At 32.9% G+C, this 17,113-nt stretch carries 21 protein-coding genes and 1 riboswitch; of the genes, 10 read left to right on the forward strand and 11 right to left on the reverse strand.

Going from position 1 to position 17,113, the window contains the following annotated elements:
* Window positions 1–23 precede the first annotated feature (23 nt).
* A riboswitch (cobalamin riboswitch) is annotated at window positions 24–215 on the forward strand.
* A gap of 62 nt (window positions 216–277) precedes the next feature.
* The gene (locus ED556_RS06105) at window positions 278–2,152 is read left to right on the forward strand and encodes a TonB-dependent receptor (RefSeq protein ID WP_296320752.1); all 1,875 of its coding nucleotides are present in this window, start codon (window positions 278–280) and stop codon (window positions 2,150–2,152) included.
* The gene (locus ED556_RS06110; RefSeq protein WP_296320754.1) at window positions 2,152–2,718 is read left to right on the forward strand and encodes a PAS domain-containing protein; all 567 of its coding nucleotides are present in this window, start codon (window positions 2,152–2,154) and stop codon (window positions 2,716–2,718) included. Before ED556_RS06105 ends, ED556_RS06110 begins: the two co-directional genes overlap by 1 nt.
* Before the next feature lie 12 nt (window positions 2,719–2,730).
* Here the strand turns inward: ED556_RS06110 and ED556_RS06115 are convergent, their stop codons facing one another.
* The gene (locus ED556_RS06115) at window positions 2,731–3,450 is read right to left on the reverse strand and encodes an adenine nucleotide alpha hydrolase (protein WP_296320756.1); all 720 of its coding nucleotides are present in this window, start codon (window positions 3,448–3,450) and stop codon (window positions 2,731–2,733) included.
* A gap of 11 nt (window positions 3,451–3,461) precedes the next feature.
* On the reverse strand, window positions 3,462–4,952 hold the full coding sequence (locus ED556_RS06120) for a S41 family peptidase (protein WP_296320759.1): 1,491 nt from the start codon (window positions 4,950–4,952) through the stop codon (window positions 3,462–3,464).
* A 267-nt stretch (window positions 4,953–5,219) separates the two neighbouring features.
* Here ED556_RS06120 and ED556_RS06125 point away from each other — a divergent pair, with 267 nt between their 5' ends.
* The 4 genes from ED556_RS06125 to ED556_RS06140 are packed head-to-tail and all read left to right on the forward strand — an operon-like array spanning window position 5,220 to window position 7,371.
* Window positions 5,220–5,732 carry an RNA polymerase sigma factor gene (locus ED556_RS06125; protein WP_296320762.1) on the forward strand — a complete coding sequence of 171 codons (513 nt, stop codon included), beginning with the start codon at window positions 5,220–5,222 and terminating at the stop codon, window positions 5,730–5,732.
* A complete protein-coding gene (locus ED556_RS06130; protein ID WP_296320765.1) occupies window positions 5,719–6,216 on the forward strand; it encodes a hypothetical protein in 498 nt (165 codons plus the stop codon). Before ED556_RS06125 ends, ED556_RS06130 begins: the two co-directional genes overlap by 14 nt.
* Before the next feature lie 21 nt (window positions 6,217–6,237).
* Window positions 6,238–6,810, forward strand: a complete 573-nt coding sequence (locus tag ED556_RS06135) for a DUF4252 domain-containing protein (protein WP_296320766.1) — start codon at window positions 6,238–6,240, stop codon at window positions 6,808–6,810.
* Between the two features lie 42 nt (window positions 6,811–6,852).
* Entirely contained in the window at window positions 6,853–7,371 is a 519-nt protein-coding gene (locus ED556_RS06140) for a DUF4252 domain-containing protein (protein ID WP_296320769.1), read from the forward strand.
* Between the two features lie 255 nt (window positions 7,372–7,626).
* On the opposite strand, the gene purB is transcribed toward ED556_RS06140, so the two are convergent.
* Window positions 7,627–8,970 carry an adenylosuccinate lyase gene (gene purB / locus ED556_RS06145; protein ID WP_296320773.1) on the reverse strand — a complete coding sequence of 448 codons (1,344 nt, stop codon included), beginning with the start codon at window positions 8,968–8,970 and terminating at the stop codon, window positions 7,627–7,629.
* 72 nt (window positions 8,971–9,042) lie between these two features.
* On the reverse strand, window positions 9,043–9,606 hold the full coding sequence (locus ED556_RS06150; RefSeq protein ID WP_296320776.1) for an adenylosuccinate lyase: 564 nt from the start codon (window positions 9,604–9,606) through the stop codon (window positions 9,043–9,045).
* A 52-nt stretch (window positions 9,607–9,658) separates the two neighbouring features.
* Here ED556_RS06150 and ED556_RS06155 point away from each other — a divergent pair, with 52 nt between their 5' ends.
* Both ED556_RS06155 and ED556_RS06160 read left to right on the forward strand, forming a co-directional pair.
* Window positions 9,659–10,138 carry a heme-binding domain-containing protein gene (locus ED556_RS06155; protein ID WP_296320779.1) on the forward strand — a complete coding sequence of 160 codons (480 nt, stop codon included), beginning with the start codon at window positions 9,659–9,661 and terminating at the stop codon, window positions 10,136–10,138.
* Window positions 10,139–10,142: 4 nt separating this feature from the next.
* Window positions 10,143–11,438 (forward strand): glycosyltransferase family 4 protein, encoded by a 1,296-nt coding sequence (locus tag ED556_RS06160; RefSeq protein WP_296320781.1) that lies wholly within the window; start codon window positions 10,143–10,145, stop codon window positions 11,436–11,438.
* Window positions 11,439–11,479: 41 nt separating this feature from the next.
* Here the strand turns inward: ED556_RS06160 and ED556_RS06165 are convergent, their stop codons facing one another.
* From ED556_RS06165 to ED556_RS06190, 6 genes are all read right to left on the reverse strand, one after another.
* A complete protein-coding gene (locus ED556_RS06165) occupies window positions 11,480–11,833 on the reverse strand; it encodes a hypothetical protein (protein WP_296320784.1) in 354 nt (117 codons plus the stop codon).
* An 11-nt stretch (window positions 11,834–11,844) separates the two neighbouring features.
* Window positions 11,845–12,315 (reverse strand): YHS domain-containing (seleno)protein, encoded by a 471-nt coding sequence (locus ED556_RS06170; protein ID WP_296320787.1) that lies wholly within the window; start codon window positions 12,313–12,315, stop codon window positions 11,845–11,847.
* 29 nt (window positions 12,316–12,344) lie between these two features.
* The gene (locus tag ED556_RS06175; RefSeq protein ID WP_296320789.1) at window positions 12,345–12,698 is read right to left on the reverse strand and encodes a nuclear transport factor 2 family protein; all 354 of its coding nucleotides are present in this window, start codon (window positions 12,696–12,698) and stop codon (window positions 12,345–12,347) included.
* 71 nt (window positions 12,699–12,769) lie between these two features.
* Window positions 12,770–13,828, reverse strand: a complete 1,059-nt coding sequence (locus ED556_RS06180; protein WP_296320792.1) for a helix-turn-helix domain-containing protein — start codon at window positions 13,826–13,828, stop codon at window positions 12,770–12,772.
* Window positions 13,829–13,917: 89 nt separating this feature from the next.
* Window positions 13,918–14,913, reverse strand: coding sequence for a hypothetical protein (locus ED556_RS06185; protein WP_296320795.1), 996 nt, complete (start codon window positions 14,911–14,913; stop codon window positions 13,918–13,920).
* Window positions 14,914–15,037: 124 nt separating this feature from the next.
* Window positions 15,038–15,628 carry a helix-turn-helix domain-containing protein gene (locus ED556_RS06190; protein ID WP_296320799.1) on the reverse strand — a complete coding sequence of 197 codons (591 nt, stop codon included), beginning with the start codon at window positions 15,626–15,628 and terminating at the stop codon, window positions 15,038–15,040.
* Window positions 15,629–15,730: 102 nt separating this feature from the next.
* On the opposite strand from ED556_RS06190, the gene ED556_RS06195 reads away from it, so the two are divergent.
* On the forward strand, window positions 15,731–16,180 hold the full coding sequence (locus tag ED556_RS06195; RefSeq protein ID WP_296320801.1) for a hypothetical protein: 450 nt from the start codon (window positions 15,731–15,733) through the stop codon (window positions 16,178–16,180).
* Complete coding sequence (locus ED556_RS06200; protein ID WP_296320804.1) at window positions 16,180–16,380, forward strand: helix-turn-helix transcriptional regulator; 201 nt, start codon at window positions 16,180–16,182, stop codon at window positions 16,378–16,380. The genes ED556_RS06195 and ED556_RS06200 overlap by 1 nt, the downstream gene beginning before the upstream one ends.
* Before the next feature lie 34 nt (window positions 16,381–16,414).
* Here the strand turns inward: ED556_RS06200 and ED556_RS06205 are convergent, their stop codons facing one another.
* Entirely contained in the window at window positions 16,415–17,095 is a 681-nt protein-coding gene (locus ED556_RS06205) for an NAD-dependent deacylase (protein WP_296320807.1), read from the reverse strand.
* Between the last annotated feature and the right edge of the window lie 18 nt (window positions 17,096–17,113).

The following is a 17,113-nucleotide window of genomic DNA, read 5'->3' on the forward strand; positions in this document are numbered from 1 at the left end:
GTTCTACATCAGAGTAATTGTTTATTTTCGCGGAGAAATTAGGTTCAATATTCGTTAGAACTATTGATTAAAAGGGAATCTGGTGCAAATCCAGAGCTGTTCCCGCAACTGTAAGCTATAAAGCTTGTTATTACCTTCAATGTCACTGGGTTTTACCTGGGAAGACCAATAACAAGACGCAAGTCAGGAGACCTGCCAATTTCAACATAGAAGTCAAACTTTCGGGATAAAAGTTTACGTATAGTTCGCTGTATGTTCTCGAGCAATTAAAATTAAAATGCAAAAAACAAAATGGTTGAGCATGCTTTGTATTGGTATGCTTAGTGTTGGGTTTGGACAAACACAACAAGATTCTGTAAAAGTTGAAATACTTGATGAGGTCGTTATTTCAGATTCGCGATTTGAATTAAAACGTGAAAACTCTGGTAAAACGGTAATTAAAATTTCTAGAAAAGAGATTGAAAACAACCAAGGTAGAACTTTAGCACAGCTTATTAATACCAAAAGTGGTGTTGAAATTAATGGTACTAGAAGTGTGGCCGGGCAAAATTTAGGTTATTTTATTCGAGGTGGAAATAACCGCCAAGTACTAGTCCTTATTGACGGTGTTCAGGTAAATGATCCATCGTTAGTTAGTAATGAATTTGATTTACGTCTTCTAGATGTAAACACTATCGAATCTATCGAAGTTGTAAAAGGCGCAGCAAGTACACTTTACGGTAATGCTGCTGCCACTGCGGTGATTAATATCACAACTAAAAAAGCGTCTAAAAAATCGATCTCTGCTAACTTTTTAAGTGTTGTCGGTACCAATCAATCGCAAGATGAAGACGACTATCGGATTGAATCATTCACCAATAATGTTAGTATTAATGGTACGCTAGACAAGTTTAATTATGTTGCTAGTTTTGGTAATCAGTTTGCTGAAGGATTATCTGCAGCTGCTTCTGCTAATCCTGAAGCTGACCCATTTTCTAGATATAATGTTAATCTTAAAGTAGGTTATGAAATAAATGATAACTTCACTATTACTGCATACGGCAGTATTGACCGTTTTAAAACTGATATCGATGGTTTTCCGCCACCAAACTTCACATTTGCTGATACTAATGATGAGTTTTTATCTAAACAGAAACGTGTTGGTATTTCGCCAAAATACACCTATAAAAATGGTAGTGTACAAATAAATGCTGCATACACAGATATTGAACGTGAAACTGTTTCTGCGTTTGGCTCAGTAAATGAAGCTGAAAGCTATGTCTTTGATGCTTTTAATAAATATACATTCAATGAGAATATTTATACCATAGTAGGTCTTAATTATGGAGATTACAGAACATTGTTTGTTGCAGATGAAAGTTTCACAACCACTGACCCATATGCTAATGTAGTGTATGTTACAGATATTGGAGTAACAGTCAATGCTGGTGGCCGATTAAACAATCATAGCGAGTATGGTTCTCAGTTTGTATATAGTTTAAACCCATCATACAAAATAGACGTAAAACAAGGTTATGCAAAAGTTTTTGGCTCGTATGCAACATCTTTTATAGCACCTAATTTGTCACAGTTATTTGGTTTTTTTGGACCTAATCCAGATTTAGAACCTGAAGAGAATCTTACTATTGAAGGAGGAATTGAGTATAATACTAAAAAAGGGTTTAGAGTTAGTGGTGTTTACTTTAATAGAGATGAAGAGAATACAATAATATTTGGCGCTAATGGTTATGAAAACGCTACTGGAGAGGCAACAATTCAGGGTGTTGAATTAGAAACTGAAGTTGATATTATTAAAGATTTGTCGATAAGCGCAAACTATACTTTTACAGAACTTAAAGACGGTACACGTATACGATTACCAAAACACCGTGCAAATGCTAATTTAGGATATGATGTTTCTAGTAAGACTTTTGCGTCGTTAGATGTTCAATATGTAGGAGAAAGAGAAGATACCGATTTTGGTACGTTCTCTAATGTAGATTTAGATGCTTATACTTTAATTAACCTTTATTTTAGTCATAAGTTATTGGCAAATAATAAGTTAAAGGTGTTTGCAAGTATTAATAACCTTTTTAATGAAGATTACTTAGAGATTTTGGGCTATACGACCCAGGGAAGAAATGTTAATCTTGGTTTCAATTTAAAGTTATAATGAAAAATAATTTGTCTAAAATGATGTCTTTAGATATCTACTTGTCTTCATTAAGTAATGAGGAATATGATAGTGTATCTTCTAAATTAGATTACAATTTTAAGTCTTTACCACTTTTAAGTTGGGATATATATAGTCAAAATAGGCAAGTTAATTTGTTAGAATCTCAACAAGAACAGGATATCTTGAAAGTTAAAGCGCTAGCTTCAACATTTAATTGGAATAATGATATTGATTCAATATTTAGTGACTCTGATTATGAAGCACTTATCGTTACAGATGTCACCCAGAACATACTTTGGGTAAACAATGGTTTTCCTAAGATGACAGGTTATTCAAAAGGTGATGCTTTAAATAAAACGCCACGTTTTCTTCAAGGTGAAAAGACAACCGAAAAGAAACGAGACATTATTAGAAAAAAGCTATCAAGCAATTTACCATTTCAAGAAGTTATTATTAACCATAAAAAAGATGGGACACCTTATACGTGTGAAGTAAAAATTATTCCATTGTTTACAAATAATATTAAGACACATTACATTGCACTCGAAAAGCAAGTAGTATAATGGATGTATTTTTTAAGACCGAATTAAATCACAGTACCAAAATCCAGTTTTGCCCTCAGCATTGCTGGATTTTTCACTTTTAGGAGTCTTATATTCACGATAGACTTTCTCACCAATTTTAAATGGAATAGGATCTCTAAAAATTGGACCATCATAACAAAATGTGTGAAACTCACCATTTTCACCACAAGGATCAACATCTTTAGGTAAATGTTTAATGAAGTATTCATCTATATCTGTGCCTACAAAATCTTCATTAAAATATTTTGAATTGGCACAAACAACGATTGCTTTAAAGCCAATTTCAAGAAAACGATGAATCAAACTAGTAGTGTCTTCTTTCCATAAAGGATAAATGGATTTAAGCTTTTGATTTTGAAGCTGTTTATCTCGATAGGCACGCAAATCTTCCAAAAAGATATCTCCAAATGCTGCATGAGTTAATCCTTTTGACTTAAGCCTATTTGTGGCGTCACGCATTTTGTCTTCATAAATAGCCATTGTAGGTTGTTCAGGTAGTTCTATGATACTGGCAGGTAAACCAATAGCATCTGTTTGCGCTATTAATAGTTCTTTTCTTAAGCCATGCATGCTTACGCGATTGTAGCCCGTATTAATTGTAGTTACCAATTCTTTAATGGAATAGTCACTATCATTCAATAGTTTATATAAGGCAAATGCAGAATCCTTACCAGAACTCCAGTTAAAATAGGTTTTATATGGCTTAGTCAAATTAAGAAAGATTATCTCTCGTACATATAACCATCAAGAGGGTTTTCAGATTTTGAACTTTCAAGCTCACTCATATCTGAAAACGCTGTATTTGGTAATGCCATACGAGTACTCCCAGTAATATCGGCTATTGCAGCTGCTAGAAGTGGTTCTTCAGGGTCACCTAATGTTCCTAGGTTAACACTTGATTCTGCCAATTGAATATCTGGAACTAATCCAGTTGAAGGTACTAATGTATTGTCTCTGTTTGAAGAATCACCTATTAGTGGAAATAGTGCATAAGTATGCTCTGTTGTCACCTGCTGTGGACCAAAATCTGGAGAGTCAAATAATAACCTATTTATGGTTGTTTTGCCCGTAGTTGTTGTGCCTATTTGAACGACTTCAATGTAAGGTTTTAAGCTATTAATAATTAGTTCACTCGCTGATGCAGAGGCATTCGTAGTTAAAACATATACTTTATCAAGACCTAAACTATTTATAGCACCACCACCAGAAATAGTATTTGTGAAATTAAATGTTGTATTATCTTCTTGACGGTTAGGTCCAAAAACGGCATTAGAAAACACCTCACCATTAAATTGCCCTGTGATCATACTAGCCAGTCTTGCAGAGGTAACAATTGCGCCACCACCATTGTATCTTAAATCTAAAACTAAGTGCTCTACATTTGCTGCTGCTAATTGCCCAAATGCCTGATTTAATTCCGATTCAAAATTATCTCTAAAGCTATTGTACATAATATACCCAATAGTTTCGTTCGAGTCTGTAATAACTTCAGTTCTATGTACAGGATTATCGGTAAATTCTTGCCTACTCACAGTTGCACTTTCTCCATTAGGAGTTACAGTATCATCACTTATATCTTCAGTGCCATTGTCATCATAATCTGCAAAATTTAGAGTAATTGTATTACCTGCTAATAAGTTATTTGCATTTTCTTCGGTAAGCGTTATGCCATCTATGCCAGAAATTACCATATTACGACGAACACCTGCTAAATCAGCACTACTACCATTAAGCACTAAACCAATTCTAATATAAAATGAGCCATTTCGTTCAAATCCAAAAAGACGTCTTAAACCATTAGTTTGGGATGTACCATTAAAAAGGTCAATTGCTGCAAACAAATCAGGGAATATGGTACTGAATCTATCTGTATTGCCTGGGTCAAATACCAAAGCATCGAAAATAGCTTCAGGTGAAGCAAACCCATTTAAGAATTCTAAATATTCAGGTGTAGTTTCAAATCTATTATCAAGTCCATTGAGGCCAAATCTTTCATTTCTTAAGTCAGGAACATCATCACCATATACATAAAATTCGTTCATACCTTTCCATACAAAATCTTTGACGTCCGATGTCAACACTAAATTGTCATCTCTGTCTTCAAAACAGCTTGAAACAGAAATCGTAAGTAATAATAAAACTAATAGAAACGATAACCTTCGTCTTGAAATCGCTGAATTGATTGTTTTTAGTATGTAAAATTTAGATTTCATTTTTCTTTTCTTATTTGGGATAGCAATAGTATTTAAGTTGTAAAACTCTAAATTTACTTACAATATTGTAGAATTAAAAAGAAAATTGCTTTTGGCTCTTTCATTTATACATTACATCACATTAAAAGATACTGATATTCAGTGATTTAAAAATAATTTTGTAATTGTTGTAACAAAAAACAGGGTGCTTCGTCGTAAGTATGAAAGCAAATTAAAATTGTTTTTTTACCCTGAGCAAGTCGAAGGGTCAACCAATCAAACCAAGTAATGACACAGGCAGATTTTGTAAGCTTAGTGATGCCATTTAAGGATAAAGTGTTTCGTTTAGCAAAACGCTTACTTGTTTCTCGCGAAGAGGCTGAGGATGCAACGCAAGAAATACTTTTGAAATTGTGGAAGAATAAAGAGAAAATTAGTGACTACAAAAATGTAGAGGCGTTTTCTATGACCATGACTAAGAACTTTTGTTTAGATCGGTTAAAATCTAAGCAAGCACAAAACCTTAAGATAGTTCACAGTAATTATCAAGATAATGGCCACTCATCGTTACAAAAACAAGTGGAAGCTAGAGATAGTGTTGACTGGGTCTCGAGCATCATAGAAAAATTACCAGAACAACAAAAAATTATAATTCAGCTTAGAGATATTGAGCAGTACGAATTTGCAGAGATTTCTAAAATGTTAGATATGAACGAAACAGCAATTCGTGTAGCATTATCAAGAGCTAGAAAAACGATAAGAGAACAATTAACTAATACACATAGTTATGGTATTAAATAGTATCGAAAAATTATTAGAAAAGTACGACAATGCAGAAACGTCGCTTAAGGAAGAAGCTAAATTAAGAGCTTATTTTAACGGTGATGATGTGGCCCCACATTTGGAGCACTACAAACCATTGTTTGTTTATTTTTCTAATACACAACAAGAAGCCTTTACTAAAGACGTTCCATTAACCACTAAAAAGAAAAGAAATTTCTATCAATGGATTTCAGTCGCAGCAGTAGCGGTATTGATGCTAGGTATTTCGGTACCACAATTATGGAAAACAGGTCCAAAGACCTTGGCAGATTACTCGCCAGAAGAACAAGAATTATATAACAAAACCAAAAATGCTTTAGCGTTTATGTCGTCAAACTTTAATGAAGGAATATCTAGTATGAATGTTCTAGAAATGGCTTCTGATAATTTTAATGCTGGCATATACAAAGCAAGCTTTGTTACAGAATTCGGAAACTCAACAAATAAACTTTTAAAACAATAACAAAAACACAAATTAAAAATCATGAAAAAATTAGTATTAATATTAGCGTTAGTCTTTACTTCTGCAATTTCTTTCGGACAAGGAGTATTCGATAAGTTCGAAGACCTTGAAGGTGTAACATCGGTTGTAGTAAACCAAAAAATGTTTAAAATGTTGGCTACAATGGGTATTGACCTTGAAGATAAAGAAGCTCAGGAGTATGTAAATATGGCTAAGAAGATTACAGGTTTTAAAGTATTTACTACTGGAGATGAAAAAATATCTGCAGATATGAATTCTACTGTGAAGTCTTACTTAAAGAAATCTAGTCTTGAAGAATTAATGAGAATAAAAGATGGTGACCAGACAGTATTCTTTTATGTTAAAGAGGGTAAAGACGAAAACCATGTGAAAGAATTATTAATGTTTGTAAATGGTCTTAAAGAAATGACTAATGGTCAAGAGATTACCATCAATGGTAAAAAGAGAGAAATAGAGACCGTGGTTTTATCACTAACTGGTGATATCGATTTAAGACAAATTTCGAAGCTTACCAATCAGATGAATATGCCTGGTGGTGATCAGCTTAAAAAAGCGAATAAGGAGAAAAATTAATATTCAGTAAAAATGAAAATTCAATCAATCAAAAAACTAGTAATGTTAGCCCTTATTGTTACAACTTTAGTAAGTTGTAACAATGGGCCAACGTTACAAACGTATTATGTCGACAATGAGTTAAAACCAGGTTTTACAACTTTTGATGTCCCAACAAGTTTTATAGATGTTGATAAAGTTGAGCTCACTGATAAGCAGAAAAAAGCTTATGAATCTGTAGATAAACTTAATGTTTTAGCCTTTAAAGTTGATGCTAACAATATCGATACTTATAACACCGAATTAATAAAAATTAAAGATATTCTTAAAGATGTTAAGTACGAAGAATTAATGCGAGGTGGTAATACTACCGATGGTAAATTCGTAGTTAAATTTATTGGAGAGGTAGATAGTATTGATGAATTAATTGTGTTGGGTAATGCCAACGATAAAGGCTTTTTAGTCGCAAGAATTCTTGGAGATAACATGAATGCAAATGATTTAATATCTCTCAGAACAGTATTGGATAAAGCAAATTTTGAAAATGCTGACCTAAATGGTTTAACAGATTTTTTTAAATAGACTGACCTCTATTTAAAAGATTAAGATGTTAATTATAATCGTCTTGAGATTTATTCTCGAGACGATTTTTTTTAAGGCTTTTTTTGAACAGAATAACTGATACAATTAACGCTAATGTACCAGTTAATCCAATAAGTAAAACTTTAAAAATAATATAATCCAGAACGTCGAAAAGTCCAGCAATAAAAAATATTAATGTAATTATTGCAACAAAACACAAAGAAATTGTGTTGTTATTTAGGGGGAAAGGTAACTTCATATACCTGTATAGTTGCTAGGCGTTATTAATTTTAGTTCTGTTTTTATGGTATCAGATACATCAAGTGTATCGATAAAATTAGAAATCGAATCTTTAGTTATAGCTTCATTAGTTCGCGTTAATCCTTTAAGTGCTTCATAAGGATTAGGGTAGTTTTCACGTCGTAATATAGTTTGTATAGCTTCTGCAACAACAGCCCAATTATGTTCTAAATCTTGATTAAATTTATCTGTATTCAGTAACAATTTACCTAATCCTTTAAGCGTAGATTTAAATGCAATTAAAGTATGCGAAAAAGGCACACCTACATTGCGTAGCACTGTACTATCTGTCAAGTCTCGCTGTAGTCTTGATACAGGAAGCTTAGAGGATAAGTACTCAAAAATAGCATTAGCAATACCTAGATTTCCTTCACTATTTTCAAAATCAATTGGATTTACTTTATGTGGCATTGCAGAGCTACCCACTTCCCCTTTTTTAATCTTCTGTTTAAAATAATCCATTGACACATAACTCCAAATATCTCTGTCTAAATCTATGATGATGGTATTAATACGTTTCAAAGCATCAAAAAGCGCAGCCATATGGTCGTAATGTTCTATTTGTGTCGTTGGGAACGAATGCTGAAGACCTAACTTTTCTTGAACAAATTGGGTTCCAAATGCTTTCCAATCAATGTTTGGGTAGGCAACTTTATGTGCATTAAAATTACCAGTTGCACCACCAAACTTCGCAGCACTCGGGATGTCATTAAGCAAGTTAAACTGCTCTTTCAATCTTACAGCAAATACTTGTATTTCTTTACCTAATCGGGTAGGCGATGCTGGTTGTCCGTGAGTTCTTGCAAGCATTGGTATGGATTTCCATTCTTCGGCAAGCTCTTCAATTTTGTTAAGAACATTGAAGTATTCTGGTACATAAACATCATTCATCGCATCTTTAATACTTAATGGAATTGCAGTATTATTTATGTCTTGTGATGTTAACCCAAAATGTATAAACTCTTTATATTCTGATAAACCTAAAGCATCAAACTGCTGTTTTATAAAATATTCAACAGCCTTTACGTCGTGGTTTGTAACACTTTCAATATCTTTTATCGCTGTGGCGTCCTCAGACGAAAATTCTAGGTAAATAGCTCTGAGTTTTTCAAATACCGAAGCCGGTACATGTTCAAGTTGAGGTAAAGGAATTTCGCATAAAGCAATAAAATATTCTACCTCTACTAAAACCCGGTATTTTATAAGTGCTTCTTCAGAAAAATAGTTACCAAGAGCATCTACTTTTGAACGATATCTTCCGTCAACAGGTGAGATTGCATTTAATGATGAAAGTGCCATTAAGCTTTAAATTTTTGAAAGCCCTAAAGATAACAAAGTAGAATCGAACATTGAAGCTTTTTCAACTTAAAACTATTTGTCGATTTTCTTTAAAATATGTCGAGCTCTAGCTTTAAAACCAGAGCTTTGCATTTGGTAGTCGCGTTTAAGGATTATTGCTAATTCCGGATGAATCCAATCAAAATCTTGACCAAGTAGATAAAGCGAATTCATGGCATATGCTTTGGGTGCAATTTTTTCATCATTTATCATCCAATCAAAGCAAGCCTCCACTATTTTTTCTTTATGAGCAGTAGATAAGTGTTTTTTTAAGGCATTATTATCTTTGGCATAATACGCTTTAACTAGATATTCGCATACTTTTGCCACAGGTCTAACCGCCGGGTCTAAGTGTACTTTAGACATATTTTCTGTGAACATGTCAAGATGTGGAATAATAGCTTCTAATTTTTCGCCACACATAAACTCAAAAACCCAAGCTGCTCTGCATGAAATTTTATCATCAACTGTGAACAATATTTCTAACAATGGCGGAATTAAATCTGGATTATCTATAACCAAGTTAGCATAATAGAGACGTTTTTCTCGTGAATGATTAACATAATTTAATTCCTTATAAAGTTGGTCTTTTGTCAAAACGTTTTTTATTTTTATCGTTTCTAAATAATAAATAATTTTTTACTTTGAAATGAAAAATATATTGAAAAAAATCGGGATAGTACTCGTAATAATATTTGTAATTGCACAATTTTTTGGTCCAGATAAAAATAATGGAGATTTGGCTACTGTTGAAGCCTTTTTAACCGAGACACAACCTTCAGAAGAAGTTACAATAATTTTAAAGAACGCTTGTTTTGATTGTCATAGCGATCATACGCGTTATCCATGGTATAACTCCATTACACCAGTAAATTATTGGCTTAATGATCATGTCAATCATGGAAAAGAACATTTTAATGTTTCTAAATGGAACGACTATTCTTTGAAGAAAAAAGACCATAAGTTCGATGAGCTTATAGAAGAAGTCGAAGAAAAAGAAATGCCATTGAATAGTTATACTTGGACACATGGTGATGCAAGGCTAACAGATACTCAGATAGAAGCAATTATTAATTGGGCTAAGCAAGTACGAACGCAATATGCATTTCAGATAAAACAACCCGAATAATAGTTTGTCTTCAAAGCTTCTTATAATAGGATTCGTTTGGCCTGAACCAAAGAGTTCAGCCGCCGGAATCCGAATACTTCAGCTTATTGAGCAATTTAAGAAGCAGAATTACACTATTACTTTTGTCACTACTGCAAATCACAGTGTAAATGCTTTTGATTTAGCTAGTATTGGTGTGTCTTCAATAAATATTGAGTTAAACAATTCCTCTTTTGATGTTTTTGTTAAAGATTTAAATCCCGATGTGGTGTTGTTCGATCGATTTATGACCGAAGAACAATTTGGTTGGCGTGTTGCCGAGCAATGCCCAAATGCATTACGAGTATTAGATACTGAAGATTTTCATGGTTTACGAAAAGGTAGAGCTTTAGCTATTAAACAAGATGAAATGTTCTCAATAAAGCATCTTCAGAATGATGTGACTAAGCGAGAAGTCGCCAGCATTTACAGATGCGATGTAAGTCTAATGATTTCTGAAGTTGAAATTGATATTCTTACAATATACCTTGGAGTAGATAAGAAGCTATTGTATTATTTACCGTTTTTGCTCCAGCCTATTTCAAATGAAGCAATAGATAAATTTCCAAGTTTTGATGACAGGGTACATTTTGTAACTATTGGTAATTTTTTACATCCACCAAATTACGATGCTGTTTTATATTTAAAACAAGAGATTTGGCCATTGATCCGTAAAGAATTACCAAAAGCTGAATTGCATATTTATGGCGCTTACGAATCTCCAAAAATAACGCAATTGCATAATGAAGCTGAGGGCTTTTTAGTTAAGGGCTTTACTGAAGATGTTAATACAGTAATGCAAAATGCTAAAGTGTGTTTAGCGCCATTACGTTTTGGGGCTGGACTTAAAGGAAAACTCATTGACGCTATGCAAAATGGTACGCCTTCAGTAATGAGTACTATTGCTGCTGAAGGTATATTTGGCACTTCGACTCCGCTCAGTGACCAAAATTCAGATAAACAATCGCTGAATGAGATTGAAGCGAGTGGATATATCACTAATATTCCGGAGGAGTTTGCAGAACAAGCCATAGCACTTTACACTAATGCAGAACAATGGAAAGTGAAACAACAGAATGGTTTTAAGGTTTTAAAGGAACGATTTAATGCAGCAAATTTTGAAGATGATTTTGCAAAAAAGATTGAAAACTTAAGACAGAATTTGCAACAGCACCGTCAAGATAATTTTACTGGTCAACTATTAATGCACCATACTTTACAGAGTACAAAGTATATGAGCAAGTGGATTGAGGAAAAAAACAATAGCGATTTAAAATCTTAATCAAACCGCTATTACTTTAGCACGTTATAAGTAAACGTTGTTTAGACAGCCATTTCTGGTTTATGTAAACTCACCACAATTAAAACTGCAATTCCGTTAGCCCAATAATAATAGGCATCTATACCTTCGAAATTGAGCGCAAATGGCGCAATAATAAATACTATTGCAACTATAAAATCTACAATTAAATGCATTCGGTACGAGATCACTTTAAATACACCTAATTGGTGGTCGGTTAGCAACGTTAAGATAAAAGCTGCCACACCTGTAGCTACTGAAAGTTGAAGCGCTAAGGAATTAGAGCTACCTAATCCAAGCAAAAAAGGAAGCGTTATTAATGCAAGAGCTACTGGATAATCCAAGAAAGCGTGTATTTTTTTAGTTACAAACTTCATGATTCAAATTTTTAGTTGTGAGTTTTACTAAGCGTTGCCCAATTCTTGTCTGCTACACTTTTTAGTTTAGCGTGATTATTTTCTGCTAACCAGAGTTGTTTTGCATCAAGTTCGACATTGTTTAGGTATAGATAGTATTTTCCATCTTCTACAATAAACTTATTTGGGTCAACTCTAAACTTCGCTCCTGCATAACAACCAAAGGCGCAAAAACCACCGTATTGTGGAAGGTATTTCTTAGGGTTTTTGTCGAAGGTTGCTTTTTGTTCTGCGGATGTAAAGTAGTATACTACTTTTTTATATTCGGACTTAAAGCTTTTATTTCCTTTTTGAGCTAAGCCTAAGTCTAAATAAGATACTGGGCTATAGCCTTGAAGGGCTATATTACTGTTGTCAATGTTATTTGCTTTGTTATCTTGAGCAGATAATAATATAGTAAACATGAATGCTACTAATGTGATTGTTGTTTTTATTGTTTTCATTTTTTTAAAGTTTTAGGTTATTAAATTTTTTATTCAGCGTTAAAGTATTCTTCTTGAATTACCTTTCCTTGATCATTCCATATTCTACGAATGATTTCATGCCAGTATATTTTACTGCCATCCTTCATATTAAAATCGAATGTAAATTCTGATGCGGAAACATTACCATCGACTATTGAATGATGGTGAGTTATACCATTTACTGTTGCTATAGCTCCAGCAAAACCTTCCATTTTTTCAATCATTTCAGACTTTCCGTTTGTACTACCATTTCCATAATCTGAGGTAGTTGCATTATCTGCAAAGAATTCTTTTACAGCGTCTACAATAGCTCCTTGAGAAACTATTGCGTCCATTTTTTGTACTTGCTCTTTAATATTCATCTTTATTGTGTTTTAAAAATTACACTGCAAAGATGCGATGGTATTAAAGCTGTGTTGCTACAAAAAAAAGACTAAGAATTGTACTTTTTTGATTTAAATTCAGTTGGAGTAACTTTAGAGTAGTGCTTAAAGAATCTCGAAAAATGGTTAGGTTCTTCAAATCCTAATTGACGAGATATTGTAGTAATGGATATATCATCGAGCAGCATCAATTTAGCAGTATTGATTAGCTCTAAACGTATAAGTTGCCCTAAGGAGATATTCATTTTTGTTCTAACTTTATGAGATAGAGCCTTTATAGAAAGATTCATTTTATCAGCGTAAAACTCTAATGATCTTTCTTGCGTATGGTATTTTTGAAGAAGCTCTAAAATGTCTTGTGCAAATAAATCTCGTTTTTCAAAATCAAAATTTTCTCTAAACTGTTTGGGAGTTTGGCCAGTTGAGTTTTTAAATACTCTATTGAAATATGCGTCATCTTTATAGCCTAATTCATAGGAGATTTCTTGAATATTTTTATTAGTAAAGGCTACTTCTTTAAGACTTTCTTGAAGTTTTTTGGATGCCATTAAATTTTTCACAGACAAGCCTATTTTATTTTTAATTAAGGCTTGCGCATTATAACCTCTATCATTAATTAGGCTTACTAAATCATTACTGGTTAAATTGTTAGAATATTCTACATCAATAATATCTTTTGCATCAAAAATTACCTGGTATTCTTCTTTGCTAGCATTAAATGGATTTTGCCAATACCATTGTTTAGAAGACACATCAATAATATCAGCAGAATTATCAGTCAAAGCTGTTTCAGATAAAAACGCACCACATTCTTCACACTCTAACAAATCAATATAACCTAGCGAAATAAGGTGTTTAAACAAAACTCTGACGTCATTATCGTAAAACTTACTTTCGTTTGAAAATTCTATTCTTCTAATAGTGAAATCATCAGACAAGAACTTAATATATTGCCCTTTTTCTAGGAATATTGCTTTTTCTTGCCAATCAAAATAATTTTTAAAATCTACCTGAATACTACCTTTTCCTGATAGAATATGAATAAGGGTATGACACTCTATAAAGTATACTTTATTAATCTCGGGTGAGAATTTTTCGACTTTATGCATTCAGTTAGCTTAAGACTTAACGAAATTAGCTTAAAATTTTAATTAAGTCAACTTTCAAAATGCCTGCTTAGTGATTTAAAAAAGATATATTATTCAGACTCTACTACTATAAACTCTTCCTTTTGTGTGTCGAGAATTAAGGTACTTTCATTAAAGGGTTGGTTACCAAGCCAACCACCAATTCGGGTAAAAGGGGTTGCAATTGGCTGCATCGCTGTATACATATCTATATAGCTTACGCGTTTTAGGCTTAATTCAGTATTACCAAGTGTTATAGGTTCACTACTAGCTGCGCTGGTTATTGGTATACTGCTATTCCAGCTTTTGGCGTTATAAGTTATCACAGCTGCATTTTCATCTACATAATCATCAAACCTACTTTTTATGGTTATTATACCAAACGCACTGCAGCCTGAATCGTAAAACAGCTCGTATTCTTTGTCTTTTATTTTTGTTGGTAACATAATTCGCCTACCAGTAAAGTCGAATGGCTTAAACTCTGGTAGTGTTTGCATCCAATTAGGTCGTTGGTTATATAACTCTAATGTTTGATTTTTAAAGTCTATGGACGAGATTTTATTTGTAATAAAGTCACTGCCGATAGTGCCAATTCCTATTTTTGATATGGTATCGTTTTTATCAAAGGAGTGTCCATAATTTGGTAATATTTTTACCATTGAGGCTTTTATATTATTGCTGTCTAATTGAAATTCTATTTGCTCTACGAAACGATCACCATTCTTTTCAACTTCTTTGATATCAATACCTAGTGCCCGTAAAGATTTTAAATCATTCTCGTAGATGTATGAGTGTGGTGCACCTGTATCGAACTGCAAATGGAACCGATGTGAAAGTCCATTAATTTTTACAGGAAATATAATTGCGGCTTGAGGTTCAATATATCCACCAGAACCTTTTGAATTAATAACCCAATCAAAATGAATTGGTTTAGACTCGTAACTATAAGTTAAGTAGTTAGTTTTCTCTGCAAAAAATGCATTATTAAACTTTCTGATATAATAATAACCAACAGAAATGATTACGACTAAAATAATAAGTAAGGCATAGCCAATTTTTTTCTTCATGATGATTTTGATTTGATGAAATGTTGGTAGATAGTGAAATCTACAAGAACAAAATAATATCAAAATCACTTATAAACTGACGGTTTTTTACCGCCAATTTTACGTCAATTTCAGTTTTTAATATTTAAATGAGGCGAAGTTTAAAGTTTAAGAAATTAAAATCCTTGTGTTGTAATTTTCTAGCAATTACAAAAACCAGAACAATATTGAATAGGTATGAAAAGAATAGAACATATAAAATAACCGATGTGTTAGAAAACAATTTTCGGCTAATAAATGGTGAAAGGCTTAAAAGTATTGAAAGTACTACAGTAAATAGGATTTGAAAATTAATGATTCGCCTACCTATTTCATCTACATGTTTAGACTTACGATTTCTCCACCACAGTATAAATGGTACTAAAATGTTGCCAAATGGGATACCAATAAAAGAAAGCACCGATAGATTAATAAATCGAATCTTAGTAATATCATCATTGTTGCTAAGTTTAGCAGCTTTAAACTCATCCTGAATCGCTTCTGGAGCTATATTAAATACCTTTGCTAATGCTTGAAGCGTATAACCTTTAGGCATATTATTACTAGACTCTAATCGTTGTATTGTGCGCAATGATAATGAAGATTGCTTAGCAAGTTCTGATTGTGTAAGACCAGAAGTTTTTCTTAAATTTTTAATGATACTCATACTGTTTACAAGTTCGCCTAAAAATTTCATTTTGTCAAAAATTTGTTAAGGGTTTTGAAAATTTTAAAATGTAAAGTATATTTGTCATATGGTAAAAATAATTTTACTAATTATAAAATATATTTGTCAATTATGAAAACAGAATGTTATATGCAGAAAGAGCAACGTGCGCTACAAAAATTAATCAATTTTAGACTTCCACGTCAGTTTATGACAGTTGGTATAGTATTAGCTTTAATTGCCATCGTGTTTATGTTTTTACGTAAACCGTTATTTGGCGAAGACTCCGAAACTATTCGATTTGCTCTGCAAAAAGTACTTTTGGTTGGAATGCTAATTATGTCCATAACCAGAGATAAAGAAGAAGATGAAATGATTGTTCAGTTGCGCATGCAATCTTATGCTTGGGCATTTGTTACTGGCGTTATCTATGCCTTAATTATGCCGTATGTTGAGTTTGGTGTTTCTAGTGTTGTTAATGAAGGCAATGAAACCTTTAAAAACTTAGGGGATTTTCAGGTATTATTATTTATGCTTTTGGTGCAACTTATGTGTTACCATGTTTTAAAGCGCTACAGATAATGGAGAATACTATAAAAGTAGAACGTGCCATTTTAAACCTTACGCAAGGCGATTTGGCAGCAAAAATAGGAGTGTCACGTCAGACTATAAATTCTATTGAGGCTAATAGATATGTGCCATCAACAGTATTAGCACTTAAACTATCACGGATATTTAATAAACCAGTAAACGAATTTTTTAAACTTACTGATGATGATTAAACTAGTAATGTTAATTGTAGTCGTGGTAATAACATTACTCTTTAAGTAATCCTATAGCATCAAGTAAACCAGTTGTTGCTGGTTTGGCAATTGTGGTCACTCGCAAGTTGTGTATTGTAGCAGGATTAGGGTCAATATAATATATAGGTACATCAGAATTAACAAAATTAACTAGACTAGCAGCAGGATAAACTTGCATACTTGTACCAATAATGAATAGAATATCAGCCGTTTCACAAATTGAAATGGCATTTTCAATCATTGGTACATCTTCACCAAACCATACAATATGCGGACGCAATTGATATCCGTTTTTGCATAAGTCACCAAGATTAATATCGTCTTCCCAATGGGTAATATCTTTTGGGTTACCAGAGCTTCTTATTTTTCGTAATTCGCCATGAAGATGTAGTACATTAGTACTCCCAGCACGTTCGTGCAAATCATCAACATTTTGAGTTACTATTGAGACCTTATATTTGCTTTCTAGTTCGGCGAGTTTATAATGGGCAGCATTAGGCTTTACGGCTTTTAATTGACGTCTTCTCTGATTATAAAAATCTAAGACTAAAGCAGGATTTGCTTTAAAACCTTGAGGTGAAGCGACTTCCATAACATCATGACCTTCCCAAAGTCCATCAGCATCTCTAAAGGTCTTGATTCCGCTTTCGGCGCTCATACCTGCGCCAGTTAATACAACAATGTGTTTCTTCATATTATAAAAGTAATCATT

Source organism: Winogradskyella sp., from assembly GCF_003712105.1.
GTDB lineage: Bacteria > Bacteroidota > Bacteroidia > Flavobacteriales > Flavobacteriaceae > Winogradskyella.